17 protein-coding genes are annotated in these 14874 nt (G+C 62.5%); 9 read left to right on the forward strand and 8 right to left on the reverse strand.

The window, feature by feature from the left end:
• The first annotated feature begins 26 nt into the window (after positions 1–26).
• The 7 genes from tesB (at position 27) to AC1D05_RS18390 (ending at position 8767) form a co-directional block, all read left to right on the forward strand.
• The gene (gene tesB, locus AC1D05_RS18360) at positions 27–887 is read left to right on the forward strand and encodes an acyl-CoA thioesterase II (RefSeq protein ID WP_027042889.1); all 861 of its coding nucleotides are present in this window, start codon (positions 27–29) and stop codon (positions 885–887) included.
• A gap of 300 nt (positions 888–1187) precedes the next feature.
• Positions 1188–1526: a P-II family nitrogen regulator gene (locus tag AC1D05_RS18365; protein WP_010912291.1), complete on the forward strand. Its 339-nt coding sequence runs from the start codon at positions 1188–1190 to the stop codon at positions 1524–1526.
• A gap of 31 nt (positions 1527–1557) precedes the next feature.
• Positions 1558–2919, forward strand: coding sequence for an ammonium transporter (locus AC1D05_RS18370; RefSeq protein WP_477442680.1), 1362 nt, complete (start codon positions 1558–1560; stop codon positions 2917–2919).
• 664 nt (positions 2920–3583) lie between these two features.
• Complete coding sequence (locus tag AC1D05_RS18375; protein WP_477442682.1) at positions 3584–6247, forward strand: DNA translocase FtsK; 2664 nt, start codon at positions 3584–3586, stop codon at positions 6245–6247.
• Positions 6248–6381: 134 nt separating this feature from the next.
• Complete coding sequence (locus tag AC1D05_RS18380) at positions 6382–7062, forward strand: outer membrane lipoprotein carrier protein LolA (protein WP_477442683.1); 681 nt, start codon at positions 6382–6384, stop codon at positions 7060–7062.
• 159 nt (positions 7063–7221) lie between these two features.
• Complete coding sequence (locus AC1D05_RS18385; RefSeq protein WP_477442685.1) at positions 7222–8028, forward strand: exodeoxyribonuclease III; 807 nt, start codon at positions 7222–7224, stop codon at positions 8026–8028.
• A 121-nt stretch (positions 8029–8149) separates the two neighbouring features.
• Complete coding sequence (locus tag AC1D05_RS18390; protein ID WP_477442687.1) at positions 8150–8767, forward strand: GNAT family N-acetyltransferase; 618 nt, start codon at positions 8150–8152, stop codon at positions 8765–8767.
• Positions 8768–8769: 2 nt separating this feature from the next.
• On the opposite strand, the gene AC1D05_RS18395 is transcribed toward AC1D05_RS18390, so the two are convergent.
• Both AC1D05_RS18395 and AC1D05_RS18400 read right to left on the reverse strand, forming a co-directional pair.
• Entirely contained in the window at positions 8770–9225 is a 456-nt protein-coding gene (locus AC1D05_RS18395; protein WP_477442689.1) for a cyclic nucleotide-binding domain-containing protein, read from the reverse strand.
• A gap of 122 nt (positions 9226–9347) precedes the next feature.
• Complete coding sequence (locus AC1D05_RS18400) at positions 9348–10031, reverse strand: response regulator transcription factor (RefSeq protein WP_010912284.1); 684 nt, start codon at positions 10029–10031, stop codon at positions 9348–9350.
• Between the two features lie 144 nt (positions 10032–10175).
• Here AC1D05_RS18400 and AC1D05_RS18405 point away from each other — a divergent pair, with 144 nt between their 5' ends.
• Positions 10176–10712 carry a L,D-transpeptidase family protein gene (locus tag AC1D05_RS18405; protein WP_477442921.1) on the forward strand — a complete coding sequence of 179 codons (537 nt, stop codon included), beginning with the start codon at positions 10176–10178 and terminating at the stop codon, positions 10710–10712.
• Positions 10713–10826: 114 nt separating this feature from the next.
• On the opposite strand, the gene AC1D05_RS18410 is transcribed toward AC1D05_RS18405, so the two are convergent.
• The gene (locus tag AC1D05_RS18410; protein WP_477442691.1) at positions 10827–11066 is read right to left on the reverse strand and encodes a hypothetical protein; all 240 of its coding nucleotides are present in this window, start codon (positions 11064–11066) and stop codon (positions 10827–10829) included.
• Positions 11067–11232: 166 nt separating this feature from the next.
• Between AC1D05_RS18410 and gcvA the strand changes: the two genes are divergently transcribed.
• Complete coding sequence (gcvA, locus tag AC1D05_RS18415) at positions 11233–12162, forward strand: transcriptional regulator GcvA (RefSeq protein WP_477442693.1); 930 nt, start codon at positions 11233–11235, stop codon at positions 12160–12162.
• Positions 12163–12190: 28 nt separating this feature from the next.
• Here the strand turns inward: gcvA and AC1D05_RS18420 are convergent, their stop codons facing one another.
• The 5 genes from AC1D05_RS18420 to AC1D05_RS18440 form a co-directional block, all read right to left on the reverse strand.
• Positions 12191–12928, reverse strand: coding sequence for a glycosyltransferase family 25 protein (locus tag AC1D05_RS18420; RefSeq protein ID WP_477442694.1), 738 nt, complete (start codon positions 12926–12928; stop codon positions 12191–12193).
• Between the two features lie 15 nt (positions 12929–12943).
• Entirely contained in the window at positions 12944–13360 is a 417-nt protein-coding gene (locus tag AC1D05_RS18425; RefSeq protein WP_477442696.1) for a DUF1761 domain-containing protein, read from the reverse strand.
• A 70-nt stretch (positions 13361–13430) separates the two neighbouring features.
• Positions 13431–14129, reverse strand: a complete 699-nt coding sequence (locus AC1D05_RS18430) for a class I SAM-dependent methyltransferase (protein ID WP_477442698.1) — start codon at positions 14127–14129, stop codon at positions 13431–13433.
• Entirely contained in the window at positions 14084–14509 is a 426-nt protein-coding gene (locus AC1D05_RS18435) for an EVE domain-containing protein (protein WP_477442700.1), read from the reverse strand. Before AC1D05_RS18435 ends, AC1D05_RS18430 begins: the two co-directional genes overlap by 46 nt.
• 40 nt (positions 14510–14549) lie before the next feature.
• Complete coding sequence (locus AC1D05_RS18440) at positions 14550–14846, reverse strand: YciI-like protein (RefSeq protein WP_258588613.1); 297 nt, start codon at positions 14844–14846, stop codon at positions 14550–14552.
• Between the last annotated feature and the right edge of the window lie 28 nt (positions 14847–14874).

The raw sequence follows: 14874 nt of genomic DNA on the forward strand, positions 1-14874 counted from the left end.
GCAATTTTGCGGCGAGGTCACAAAACATGACGGCGGCCATGGACGAGCTTCTGAGCATTCTCGACCTCGAGAGGCTTGAACACAATCTGTATCGTGGTCGCAGCCCCCAGGTGGAATGGCAGCGCGTGTTCGGCGGCCAGACGATCGCCCAGGCGCTGGTGGCGGCGCAGCGGACGGTGGAGCCGGACCGCTTCGTGCATTCGCTGCACGGCTATTTCATGCGGCCGGGCGACATCAGGGTGCCGATCGTCTACGAGGTCGACCGCATCCGCGACGGCGGCTCCTTCACCACCCGCCGCGTGCTGGCAATCCAGCACGGCCAGGCGATCTTTTCGCTGGAAGCCTCGTTCCAGGTCGACGAGAAGGGGCTCGAGCATCAGTTCGCGCTGCCCGATGACGTGCCGCCGCCGGAAGGGCTGCAGACGCAGCGGCAGCTGCTCGAGAGGGCCGAGCGTGTGCCGGAGGCGGTGCGCCGCTTCTGGGCGCGTGAGCGGCCTCTGGAGCTCAGGCCGGTCAATCTCCAGCACTATGAAAGCCGCGACAAGCTGCCGCCCCGGCAAAACGTCTGGATCCGCCTCGCTGGGCCGGTTCCCGACGATCGCGCGCTGCAGTCGGTGCTGCTCGCCTATCTCTCCGACATGACGCTGCTCGACACCTCGACCTTCGCGCATGGGCGCGGCCTATTCGATCCCGACATCCAGGCGGCGAGCCTCGACCATTCGATGTGGTTCCACCGGCCGCATTCGCTCGACGGCTGGCTGCTCTATGCGCAGGACAGCCCGTCGAGCTCGGGATCGCGCGGCTTCAGCCGCGGCACGCTCTATGCCCGCGACGGCACGCTGATCGCCTCGATGGCCCAGGAAGGGTTGATCCGGCTCAAGCGTTGAGCATTGCGAGTCATGTTTGAGCAGGATCATTTCCAAAAACCGGGCTCCGGTTTTCGGCGCCATGCCCAAAGCCGGCAAATTAGGCAAATTCGAAAAATTGCATAATTTTTGAGCATGTGGCGTGTCGCAGGCACGGGCACCTGCTGGCTCCGGCCACTCCATTCCCTTTGTTTACAACAGGTTAACATGCTGCTTCGGCACTTGGCACGAAGCTTGAATTCTTGGGAGCACTCTCCGGCTCTTTGGGATCGGTGAAGTCGTGCAAACGCGGGGGACCGCAACAGCAAAGGGTGAAACCTTATGAAAATCGTGATGGCAATCATCAAGCCGTTCAAGCTCGACGAGGTACGCGAAGCGCTTACCGCCGTCGGCATCCAGGGCCTGACCGTCACCGAAGTCAAAGGCTACGGGCGTCAGAAGGGGCATACGGAAATCTATCGCGGAGCGGAATACGCGGTCAGTTTCCTGCCGAAGATCAAGATCGAGGTCGCGGTCAGTGCCGACACGGTCGACAAGGCCGTCGAAGCCATCACCGCCGCCGCCAAGACCGGCCAGATCGGCGACGGCAAGATTTTCGTTTTCGGCATCGACCAGGCGGTGCGCATCCGCACCGGCGAAACAGACACCGACGCGCTCTGAGCGGCGAACACGTATTCCAATGGAGAGTTCAATGAATATTCCTTCCACCTTGAAGACGACGGGACGGGCGGCCCTTCTGGGCGCGCTTACTCTCGCAGCATTGGGCAGCGTCGCCGCCTTCGCGCAGGAAGCAGCTCCGGCCGCTGCCGCTGCCGCACCGGCCGCCGCTCCCACGCCGGTGCTCGACACCGGCAACACCGCCTGGATGCTGACCTCGACGGCGCTGGTGCTGATGATGACCATCCCGGGCCTGGCGCTGTTCTACGGCGGCATGGTGCGCAAGAAGAACGTGCTCGCCACCATCATGCAGAGCTTTGCCATCACCTGCCTGGTGACGGTGCTGTGGTTCATGTTCGGCTATTCGCTCGCCTTCACCACCAATGATTCCGCCGGCCTGAACCAATATATCGGCGGCTTCTCGAGGTTCTTCCATCACGGCATCACGGTCTCGACGCTGTGGTTGCCGGGGGTGGCGAACATTCCTGAATTCGTCTTCTCGATGTTCCAGATGACCTTCGCCATCATCACGCCTGCCCTCATCGCCGGCGCCTTCGCCGAGCGCATGAAGTTCTCGGCGCTGCTGATCTTCATGGCGCTGTGGCTGGTGTTCGTCTATGCGCCGATCGCGCATTGGGTCTGGGGCGGCGGCTTCCTTGGCGCGGCTGGCGTGCTCGACTTCGCCGGCGGCACGGTCGTCCACATCAACGCCGGTGTCGCCGGTCTGGTCTGCGCGCTGGTTCTCGGCAAGCGCGAAGGCTACGGCACCACCAACATGGCGCCGCACAACCTGGTCTATTCGGTGATCGGCGCTTCGCTGCTGTGGGTCGGTTGGTTCGGCTTCAATGCCGGTTCGGAACTGGCGGCTGACGGTCTTGCCGGTGCTGCCATGCTCAACACCCAGGTCGCCACCGCCGCTGCGGCACTGGCCTGGATGTTCGCCGAATGGATCGTCGCCAAGAAGCCTTCCGTGCTCGGCATCATCTCGGGTGCTGTCGCCGGCCTGGTGGCGGTGACGCCGGCTTCCGGCTTCGTCAACCCGACCGGCGCCTTCATCGTCGGCATCGTCGCCGGCGTGGTCTGCTACATCTCGGCGGTCAAGGTGAAGCATATGTTCGGCTATGACGACTCGCTCGATGCGTTCGGCGTCCATGGTGTCGGCGGTGTGGTCGGTGCGTTGCTGACCGGCGTGCTCGCCGATCCGGCGATCAATGCGCTCGGCAAAGACGCTTCGATTGGCAAGCAGCTCTATGGCATCGCCTTCACCATCCTGTGGACGGCGGTTGCCACCTTCGTGATCCTCTACATCGTCAAGGCGCTGGTCGGCCTGCGTCCGACGACCCAGGAAGAGGTCGAAGGCCTCGACATCTCCCAGCATGGCGAAGTGGTGCCGTAAGGCCAGCCTCGCCAAGGGGCCGGCGGATCCTCCTCCCGCCGGTCCCATGGTTCCTCCCGCAACTCATGCCTGAAAACCGCAGTCCGGATTTCCCAGGAGTTGCCAAAAGAGATCCCGTCGTGACGTTCTCGAAAGAGGCTCACGCATTGAGGCCCGAAGCAATTCGGGCCTCTTTTTTTGGAAAATCGTACGCTTGGAAAAGACGAAGGGTGAATCGTTTTTCAACGTGATCACGTTCGCCGAATGTGCCAACAGGAAGAAACGGAGGGCTCTCCGGCTCCGTACTGGGGGTAGCGAGCGCCGTCCTGGCGCTCGCTACCAACAGGGAAGGAACCAACTGATGAACATTAAGAACATCTTCCTGGGAGCGCTGGCTTTGTCGATGCTCAGCGGTGTTGCACTTGCTGGCGCGCTCGACGAGCCCACCAACATGGCGCCGTATGCCGGCCACAAGTGATTGCGCGAGATCGGGTCCGGAAGGGCCCGATCGCTCCGGCGTTTCAAGACAGGGATGGCGGGCTTCACGGCCCGCCATCCCTGTCTGGATGAGGCGTCGGTAAAAAGCCATGGTTAATGCGGCCTTAACCTTCCCACGGCTAGTCTGACCTCCGAATCTGCCGGAGTGCGTCATGCGCTCCGGCCAGGCAATCTGACGGGGAAGAGCATGCGTTCAGGGGCTTCAGCACCGCTCGCGCTGGCCGATACGGGGCACGGCATCCAGGCTTTCGCGCGGCGCCAGGTCGGCCGGCTGGTCGGCGCCGGTCTGTTCCTGGCTGTCGCCTTTGGGGTCGCCAGCCTCGCTACATGGAACGTTGCCGATCCAAGCTTCTCGCACGCCACCAACAACACCGTCACCAACGCCATGGGTTATGCCGGTGCCGTGTTCTCCGACCTCGCCATGCAGTTCTTCGGCCTTGCCGCGGTTGCCGCGCTGGTCCCCGCCGTCATCTGGGGGTATCTCCTGTTTTCGGCGCGCGGCGTCGACAGGCTGCCCAAGCGCGGGCTGTTCTGGTTCGGTTTCGCGCTGCTCGCCGCCGCGATCGCCGGCTGCATCGTTCCGCCCAAGACCTGGCCGCTGCCCACCGGTCTTGGTGGCGTGTTCGGCGACATGGTGCTCAAGATTCCCGGCGTCCTCATCGGCGGCTACCCGACCGGGCTGATCGCCAGCGTGCTTGCCGTTTTGCTGGCCGCGCCGACGCTCTGGCTGTTCGCCTATGGCGCGGCGCTGATCGGTCGCAAGAACGGCTTCGCCGTCATGGAAGAGCCTGCCGCCGCCGATCCACGCGAAGATGATCTTCTGTTCGACAATGACGAGGACGAGGGCGACGAGGGCATATTGGCGCTCGGCGCCATCACCCATTGGTGGCTCTCGCTGCGCGCGTGGATGCATCGCCGCGCCGTGCGCCGCAGGCAGGAACGGGACGAATACGAGCCACAGATGGAGCAGCGCTCCACCGCCTGGCGCCGCGCCGCCGAAAGGGTCGAATCGGCCGAGTTCGCCGAGTCGCGGATGAGCCAGGACGGCCGCGCCCGTGTCGAACCGGAATTCTTCGCCGCCATGGTCAATGACCGCAGCGTTTCCGTCGATCCGGACGATGACGATATCTTCGAGCGCGATGACGAGGACATGGATTTCGACGAGGAGCCCGTCAGCCAGCGCCGTGCGGCACCAACGGCCAAGGTGCAGCAGTTCCGCTCCGACGCCGCCACCCGCGTCGAGGCGCCGGCGGCACGCCCCGTGCCGGGCGCGCGCGTCCAGCGCGAGGCGCAGACCTCGCTGATCGGCTCGGACACGTTCGAAATGCCGTCGCTGCATTTCCTGTCGGAACCGAAGAACGTGGCGAAGGATCCGAGCCTGTCGAAGGACGCGCTGGAACAGAATGCGCGCCTGCTCGAGGGCGTGCTGGAGGATTTCGGTGTCAAGGGTGAGATCATCGCCGTACGGCCCGGCCCGGTGGTCACCCTTTATGAGCTCGAACCGGCGCCCGGCATCAAATCGTCGCGCGTCATCGGCCTGTCCGACGACATCGCCCGCTCGATGAGCGCGATCGCCTGTCGCGTCGCCGTGGTGCCGGGCCGCAACGCCATCGGCATCGAACTGCCGAATGCCAAGCGCGAAACGGTCTATCTCAGGGAGATACTGGCCAGCCGCGATTTCGAAACCACCAAGTCCAAGCTGGCGCTGGCGCTGGGCAAGACCATCAATGGCGAGGCGGTCATCGTCGACATCGCCAAGATGCCGCACGTTCTGGTCGCCGGCACCACCGGCTCCGGCAAGTCGGTCGCCATCAACACCATGATCCTGTCGCTGCTCTACAAGCTGACGCCGCAGGAATGCCGGCTGATCATGATCGATCCGAAGATGCTGGAACTGTCCGTCTATGACGGTATCCCGCATCTGCTCACGCCCGTCGTCACCGATCCGAAGAAGGCGGTGGTGGCGCTGAAATGGACCGTGCGCGAGATGGAGGACCGCTACCGCAAGATGTCCAAGGTCGGCGTGCGCAACATCGACGGCTTCAACGCGCGGGTCCAGCTGGCCGAGAAGAAGGGCGAGAAGATATCGCGCACAGTGCAGACCGGCTTCGACCGCCAGACCGGCGAGGCGATCTACGAGACGGAGAATCTCGATCTCGAGCCGATGCCCTATATCGTCGTCATCATCGACGAAATGGCCGACCTGATGATGGTCGCTGGCAAGGACATTGAAGGCGCGGTGCAGCGCCTGGCGCAGATGGCGCGTGCCGCCGGCATCCACGTCATCATGGCGACGCAGCGCCCGTCGGTCGACGTCATCACCGGCACCATCAAGGCCAACTTCCCGACCCGCATTTCCTTCCAGGTGACGTCGAAGATCGACAGCCGCACCATTCTGGGCGAGCAGGGCGCCGAGCAACTGCTCGGCATGGGCGACATGCTCTATATGGCCGGCGGCGGCCGCATCCAGCGCGTGCACGGCCCGTTCGTCTCCGATGACGAGGTCGAGAAGATCGTCGGGCACCTGAAACTGCAGGGCGTGCCCGAATATCTCGACGCCATCACCGAGGATGATGACGAGGACGATGACGAACCGTCCGGCAAGGGCGGCGGCTCCAGCGGCGGTGGTAACAGCAATTTCGAGGATTCCGACGACCCCTACGACCAGGCGGTCGCCGTGGTGCTGCGCGACGGCAAGGCGTCGACCAGCTACATCCAGCGCCGTCTCGGCATCGGCTATAATAGGGCCGCCTCGATCATCGAGAAGATGGAGAAGGAAGGCATTGTCGGGCCGGCCAACCATGCCGGAAAACGCGAGATCCTTGTACCGACCGAGGACGACAAATTCTGATGGCAGGGAGCTCACGGCAACTTTGAACCCGCTGGCGCGTTGAGGCGAAGCAGCGCCGCGCTACCGCCAAACTTCAGCCCAACTGGGGGTTCACGACAGCGACAGATACAGGAATCATCAAGCGAGTGACCGACATGAAGAACCATCTTTCCGCACTCAGGGATTTTGCTCCCACCCGCCGCCAACTGCTCGGCCTTGGCGTTGTCATTGCGGGTGCAGCCGCCCTCAATGTGATACCCGGCTTCGAATTGCTGGCCTCGGCTCAGGCGGCCGTGCCCCCGGCCGCGCAGAAAATCGCGGACCATTTTTCCTCGGTCAAATCGATGAGCGGCGAATTCGTCCAGTTCGGTCCCAAGGGCGAGCAGACCGGTGGCAAGTTCTTCCTGGAACGGCCGGGCAAGATCCGCTTCAACTATGACGGGGCGTCGAATTTCAAGGTGATTTCGGACGGCAAGTCGGTGGTCATCCTCAACAAGAAAATGAGGACGTCCGATCTCTATCCGCTGTCGAAGACGCCGCTCAAGCTGCTGCTCGACGACCGCATCGACCTCTCAGGCGACCGCGTCAAGAGCGTCAAGGAAGAAGACGACCTCACCACCATCAAGCTTTCCGACAAGTCGGTGTTCGGCAATGCGATGATCACCATGATGTTCGATCCGAAAACCTATGATCTGCGCCAGTGGACGATCACCGACGCGCAAGGCAAGGATACCACGGTGATGATCTTCAACACCAAGGAAGGCGTCAGCTTCGCCCCAGACACGTTTGCCATCGACTATACGGCCAACCGCGAGCTGAACTCCAAGACGCGCTGAGGTACGCACCTTAGGTCGCGCCTCAGCGGGTTTCCAAGCATAGCCCGGCTTGTCTTTGCGGCGCCAGGCTGGCAGTTTCCGGGCTGACTCCCTCAAAAGGCGTCTTCTCCGTCAGGGTTCATCGGTCCTGGCTGGGAGCACGCTGCCTCCGGATTGCCAATGCCCTTTTCGATTGCCACCTGGAACATCAACTCCGTGCGCCTGCGCATGCCGATCGTCGAGCGGCTGCTCGATGAGTACGCCCCCGATGTGCTGTGCCTGCAGGAAACGAAAGTTCCCGATGAGCTGTTTCCCGAAAAGGCATTCCGCAGGCTAGGCTACCAGCACATCGTGTTCCATGGCCAGAAGGGCTATCACGGCGTGGCGACGGTGGCGCGGCGGCCGATCGAGGTGGTCGAAAAGCGCCGCTTCTGCGAGATCGAGGACAGCCGGCATCTGTCGGTGACGGTGCGGGCCGGCGGCAAGACGATCCTGGTGCACAATTTCTACGTTCCGGCGGGCGGCGACGAACCGGATCCCGAGATCAACAAGAAGTTCAAGCACAAGCTCGATTTCGTCGCCGAGATGAACGCCATCCGCGCCGAACATAGCGAGGTGTCCGCCTCGGTGCTGGTCGGCGACCTCAACATCGCGCCGCTCGAGCACGACGTCTGGTCGCACAAGCAATTGCTCAACGTGGTCAGCCACACGCCGGTCGAGACGGAAAATTTCGAGGCCATGCGGTTGGCCGGCGACTGGGTCGACCTGATGCGGCTCAACGTGCCGCTGGAGCAGAAGCTCTACACTTGGTGGAGTTATCGCGCACAGGATTGGGAAGCGTCGAATCGCGGCCGTCGGCTCGACCATGTCTGGTCGTCGCCGAACCTGGTGCCCAGTTTTGCCGGCTACGAGATCCTGCGCGCCGCACGCGGCTGGGACCGGCCGTCGGACCATGTGCCGGTGATTGCGCGGTTCGATCTGGATTAGAGCGTTTCACCGTTTCATGGAAACGACGAACCGCTCTAACTCTCTGTTTTGACGCAATTCCTGACGGAAAACCGCTCACACTTTTCCTGGAATTGCTCTAGGAGGCCAAAGGGATCGTTGAATGGAGATAGTGGCAGCACGAGAGCCGGATGTGACATCGGCGGCCGAATGTCTGGCGGCTGCCTTTGCCGATGATCCGCAGATGGCTTTCTTCTTCACGGGCGATCCTCCGCAGCGTCAGGACCTGGTGACAGAGTTCTTCTCGATCCTGATGGCGGCGCGCCTGGCGCTTGGCATGCCTGTGCTGCTGTTAAAGAGCGAGGGTCGCATCCTTGGTGCGGTGATGGGCTATGATACGCAGCGGCCTGAATGGCCTCCGGCGCACCAGCAAAGATGGGCTTTGCTTCAGCAAAGACAGGCATCGATGGCTTCGCGCTTCGAGAGGGCGGACGCCATCAGTGAGGAATACAAGCCGCAGGAACCGCATTTCTACCTTGGGGTCCTTGGCGTTCACCCCTCGATGCAGGGAAAGGGGGCCGGCGGCGCGCTCGTCAAGGCTTATTGCGATCTTGCCGAAAGAGATCCTGTCTCGGCAGGGACGTTTCTCGAAACCGCACAACGCAAGAATTTGGCTTTCTATGGGCACTGCGGGTTTCAACTCCTCGGCCAAGGTGAACTTGCGCCCGGGAAGCCATTCTGGTGCCTGTTCAGGCCAAAACCCGTTCGAGATGGCAATTAGATTTACCCGCCAAACCGCGGCGCCAGCTTCTCGATGCGGGCGATCATGGCCTGGAAATCGTCGAGGATGCGCTGGTGTAGTTTCACCGCCACGTCGGGATACTCCTCCAGGATGCGACGGAACATCTTGCGGCTCAGCCGGATCACTTCCGAATCGATTTCGGCCGACGCGCTGGTCAGCCGGTTGCTGTCGGCGATCAATGCCAGTTCGCTCAGGATGGTGCCGGGGCCGGCGGTGCCGATCGGGATGCGTTCGTCACTCTGCTCGCGGTACAGCACGATGCGTCCGCTGACCACGACGTAGGCCGAATCGGCCTCGTCGTCCTCGCGGTAAAGCTTGTGGTTGGCCTGCAGCAGGGTGTTCTCGGCGCCGAACGCGAGCAGGCGTAGCTGTTCCTGCGTGAAACCCTCGAAGAGCCTCACGGCGGACAGGATGCGGATGTCGTCATCCAACGCCATCTCTAGCTGCGTCCCCGAACGGTCAGTCCAATCCCTCCTTCACGAGTCGACCCTGAATCTCCTCCAACAGGATCGCACCCGAACGCGGCCCCGCCCAGACCGCTTATTGGATAATGAAATGTTTAAGGAACCAGCTTGTAGCCGCCGCTTTCTGTCACAAGAATTTCCGCATTGGAAGGATCGCGCTCGATCTTCTGGCGCAGCCGGTAGACATGGGTTTCCAGCGTGTGCGTGGTGACGCCGGAATTGTAGCCCCAGACCTCCTCCAGCAGCACGTCGCGCGTCACCACCTTCTGGTCGGCGCGGTAGAGATATTTGATGATCGAGGCTTCCTTCTCCGTCAGCCGCACCTTGCCGCCCCGCGGGTCGATGAGCAGCTTCTGGCTGGGCTTGAAGGTGTAGGGGCCGACCGAGAAGGTGGCGTCCTCGCTCTGCTCATGCTGGCGCAGCTGCGCGCGGATGCGTGCAAGCAGGACCGCGAAGCGGAACGGCTTGGTCACATAATCGTTAGCGCCGGCCTCAAGACCCAGAATCGTATCCGAATCGGTGTCGTGGCCGGTCAGCATGATGATGGGCGCCTTGTAGCCGCCCTTGCGCAGGATCTTGACGGCTTCGCGGCCATCCATGTCGGGCAGGCCGACATCCATGATGAGCAGGTCGATGAGGCCGCCGCGTGCCGCGGTGACGCCTTTTGCCGCAGTCGCTTCCTGCAGCACGTCGAATTCCTCATAGAGGGCGAGTTGCTCGACCAGTGTGCCGCGCAGGTCGTCATCGTCGTCGACGATTAGAATGGTGCGTGAAGTCATGGATCAATCCGTTGTTTTGAAAAGCGAATTCAGTTGACCGCTGCGTATTTATGCGGAAGCTGGCCGACACAATAGCCGATCACAGTGATTTGTTCCGTGGCACGATCATACAAGAAAAAACTCGATCGCAATGCAGCCGGCGCAATTTTGCTGAAACGGCTGCGTGTGCTGACCGTTCGGGCAAGGCCGGGCCACCCCAGCCAGGGCCTGCTGCAGGCCGGAAATACGGTGTTTGCCTGCGCGCTGGGGCGCGGCGGCATCTCGGCCGACAAGCGCGAGGGCGACGGCGCCACGCCACTTGGCTCGATGCGGATACTGTCGGGTTATTTTCGGGGAGATCAGTTTTCCGGTGGCCGCCGGACGCGGCTGGCGATGACGCCGATCGGGCCCGATCTCGGCTGGTGCGAAGTACCGGACGACCGCAACTACAACAGGCCGGTCAAGATTCCCTACGGCGCCAGCCATGAACGCATGCGGCGCGACGACCGGCTCTACGACGCCTGCCTGGTGCTCGACTGGAATATTTCGCCGCGCCGCAGGGGACGTGGCAGCGCCATCTTCTTCCACCTGGCACGTCCCGGCTTCACGCCGACGCAAGGCTGCGTCGCGGTGACCGCGCGGACGATGAAGCGGCTCTTGCCGCTGCTGTCGGACCGGATGGTGGTGAGGGTGGTGAGGTAGGCAGTAGGCAGTAGGCAGTAGGCAGTAGGCAGTAGGCAGTAGGCAGTAGGCAGTAGGCAGTAGGCAGTAGGGTTCTCTTTCTGAGGCCTACTGCCTGTTCCCTACTGCCCAACCCTACTTCCTTGGCTGCTGCCAGCCGATGTCGAGCAGGTCCAGCCGGCCGATCTCGCGGTCCATGGCCCGGCCAATATCCTTGCGGCCAGCGCCGATATCGCGCAGCTGCCGATCGGACAGGTCCTCGACGTTCTGGTGCGGAAGATTGACCGCGACCCTGGCCTGACGGAGCCAATCGCGGACCGCCGACAGCCAGGCCGGCCGGGCGGTGTATGCGGGGTGAAGAGCGACGTGAGACATGATGCGATCCGTTTCTCTCCGGACTTCAAATCCGGTTTAATGGTACTTCGATGCTCGCATCATGCCTGATTGAAATCTTGGGAGGAAACGAGTAGTTTTTGCTCAATCATCAAGTTTTGTTTGAGGATCGAGACGCCATGATCCGCTCTTTCGAAATTATGCGCTGATGTCTCGCCTCCTGCCCGGAACGCGTGCGCTGAGGACCTTCGAGGCGGCCGCGCGTCACCTCAATTTCACCCGCGCCGCCGACGAGCTTGGGCTGACGCCGGCCGCGGTCAGCCACCAGGTCAAGGAAATCGAGGAGCAGCTCGAACTGGTGCTGTTCACGCGCACCAGCCGCACCATGCGGCTGACGGAAGCGGGAAACGTTCTGTTCGAGGCATCGATCGACGCGCTCGACTTGCTCAACCGGGCGGTGTCCCGCGCCCGCAAGGTGACGCGCGGCACGGCGCTGCTGAAAGTGACGCTCGACGCGCAGTTCGCGACAAAATGGCTGATGCGGCGCGTCGATGATTTCCGCCGTCAAAAGCCGGGCATCGAGTTGCGCTTCGACATCACCTACGATGTCAGGGACTTCGAGCGCGACGACGTCGATATCGGCATTCGCTTCGGCACCGGCAAATATGCGGGGCTTTGCGCGCATCGGCTGTTCGACAACATCATCATCCCGGTGTGCAGCCCGGCGCTTTTGGCGTCGGGGCCGCCGCTCAATGAACCGCGCGACCTCTTTCGGCACACTCTGGCGCATATCGAATGGTCGCGGCAAGGCGTCACCTGGCCGAACTGGAGCATGTGGATGCAGGCGGCCGGCGTTGACGATTTCGATGACAGCCGCACCCTCGTCTTCGGCTCCTCGACCGATGCCACGCAGGCAGCACTCGACGGCAACGCCGTGGCGCTGGCCGACTTCGCCATGGTCGCCAACGATTTGTCGCAAGGGCGGCTTGTCCGTCCCTTCGAGCTCGGCATCAAGGTCGCGCCGGAGTTCGCCTATTTCCTGGTCTATCCGCAAACCGTGAAGGACGACGCACGCATCGTCGCGTTTCGCGAATGGCTTCTCGAGGAGGCGGCAAAGACGCACGGCACGGAGGCATGAGCCGGCTGCGCCGAGCCCGGTCTTTCGGTCACGACCGGGCGTTATGGCCGAAGATCATGCGGGTGTATTTCTTCCATTTCCATTTCACGCTTTTGTACAAACGCGGATAGTTTTTCGCCGAAATGGACGTCTGGAAAGCGCCGTTTTCGCTGCCTTGTTCGACAATCGGCCGCTCGAACCACAGCATTTCAATGCCGAGCTTCTCGTCCATCTGTTCGACCTGGTGGTCGATCGAGGTGTATATCTTGTTCTGCTCGATCCAGGCACAACGCGCTTCAGCGACCGGGCGGGTGATGAGGTAGGAATCGGTGCATCGGGCGTGCAGTGCCGGGTAGAGCCTTTGACCCTTCCGCAATTTCCAGCTCGGCGTGTAGTAGTTGCTGCCATTGCCGAGATAGATGACGGCCTTGCGCGTCGGACCGCCGAGTTCGGAAAGCCCCTGCCGGAACTTGCCGACAAAGTCGCGGGCGAGGAAGACGTCGTCCTCGAAGACCAGGCAATAGGGCAGGTCGGTCTCGAGGAAATCGCGCCAGATGCCGACATGCTTCAGCGCCAGCGAGACGGCCGGCGGGTGGGTAAAGGCAGGCGCGACCAGCTCGTTGCGAATCTCCGGGGTGATATCGGGCCGGTCCCAGTCCGTATAAAAATAGACCGGCACGCCACGCCGCTCGAATTCGCGGACAATGTGGCGGCGCCGATCGTCATAGCCCTGCTTGACGTGGCAGATCCGGGTGAACACCAGGTCGCGTGGAAATCCGGCTGCCATCGTCAACGCACCGTCTCAGCTTGCCGCGGCGCCGAACCAGCCGATCACCGCGCCGATGATCAGCAGGACACCCAGCCAGTGGCCACCGTCGATGAGGGTCAGGTCCCAGCCGAAATTCTCGTAGCGATGGTTGACCGACAGCGTCGTGGCGACAAAACCCAGCCAAAGCACGAAGCCGAAGATAAGCCCGGCAAGCCATGTCGGCTCACCACCGGTCATGGCGCCGACAACCAGCGCCATGATGGTGGCCATGAGCAGTTCGGCGATGAAGCTGATGACGAAAGGCAGCGGCGATTTCTTCATCGTCGCCGGATCGAGCTTGGCGGCCTTCAGCCACGGCTTGCTCAACGCCATGTACCAGGCGGCGCCGAACAGCCAGGCCAAGACGGCGGCGGCGATCACCGCCAGCCAGTTCACTGCTGAAAAATCCATGAGCTTTCCCCCTCCAGACGCAGGCCGTACGGCATGCCTGCACGTTGTATCAGGCGCTTCGGCGATGGCGTCAAGCAAAGCGCCAGACGGTGGTGCGCTTGACCAGGGAATCCTCCAGAGCCCGGGTGACGGCGACCTCATAGACCGCAAGCGGCTCCAGGCCCGCTTTGGGCATATACGACCGGCCGGGATCGCCGACGAAGATCGCCGCGCCGCGCGCCTTGAGCGTCGCGAACCACGGCATCAGGCTGTCGGCGAAGGATTTGTCGTAAAAAACGTCACCGGCGAGAATCACGTCCCAGCCGGCATCGGTGCCGATGCAGTCCGTGCCGAGGAATTCGATGCCGACGCCATTAGCCTCGCTGTTGAGGCGGATCGCCGTGGCGCAGAACGGGTCGATGTCGGCGGCGATCACTTGAGCCGCACCCGCCTGGGCGGCGGCGATGGCGACAAGGCCGGAGCCCGAGGCGAAGTCGAGCACGCGCTTGCCTCGCACCGTGTCGGGATTGTCCAGGACATAGCGGGCGAGGCCCTGGCCGCCGGCCCAGGCAAAGGCCCAGAAGGGCGGCGGCAGGCCGATCTCGACCAATTCGTCCTCGGTGCGCTGCCAAAGATCGTGCGCTTCATCGGCGAGGTGCAGAACAATCTCAGGCACATGCGGCGGCGCCATCAGCGCCGTGTTTTCGAGGATGAATTTTTGCGCGCTGTTCGGCGTGAGTACCGTCACGGAGCAGGTGTAAGGCCGCCCATGCGGCAGACTTCCTTCCATTCCGCCGGGGTCACCGGCTGCACGGAAAGCCGTCCGAGCCGCACCAACGCCATGTCGGCAAGTTTTGGGTTGGCCTTGACCTGTTCCAGTGTGGGCGGGTTCGGCACATCCTTGACGGCGCGGATGTCGACGCATTCCCAGCGCGGGTCATCCGCAGTGGTGTCCGGATGAGCCAGCGCGCAGACCTCGGCGATGCCGACCACGTTCAGCCCCTCATTGGAATGGTAGAAGAAGCCGAGATCACCGATCTGCATCGCCTTCATGTTGTTGCGGGCGGCGTAATTGCGCACACCGTCCCATTGCGTGCCGGCCTTGCCCTTGGCCTTCAACGCCTCGAAGGAGAAAACCGAGGGTTCGGATTTGAACAGCCAGTAGTTCATGTTTTCTCCTCCTTGCGGGCCAGTTGCGGGCGACCGGAAATTAACTAGCCGCCGGCTTGTTGAACGTCCAGTTCCACGGGCGGATTTCGACGCTTTCGAACAGTCCCGCCTTGGCATAGGGGTCGGCGGCCGACAAGGCTTGGGCTGCGGCCAGATCCGGCGCCTCGACGACCACGAGGCTGCCATTGGGCTTGCCGTCGGCATCGAGGAACGGACCGGCAAAGGCCAGTTTCTTCTCCGCATTCAGCCCTTCGAGAAAGGCGACGTGCACGGGCCGCGTGTCGAGGCGTATCTGCAGGCTTCCCGGCTTGTCCTTGCAAACAAAAGCAAACAGCATGGTCTTCTCCTGGCTCTCGGGATTGAGG

It is taken from the genome of Mesorhizobium sp. P2_E9 (genome assembly GCF_056403815.1).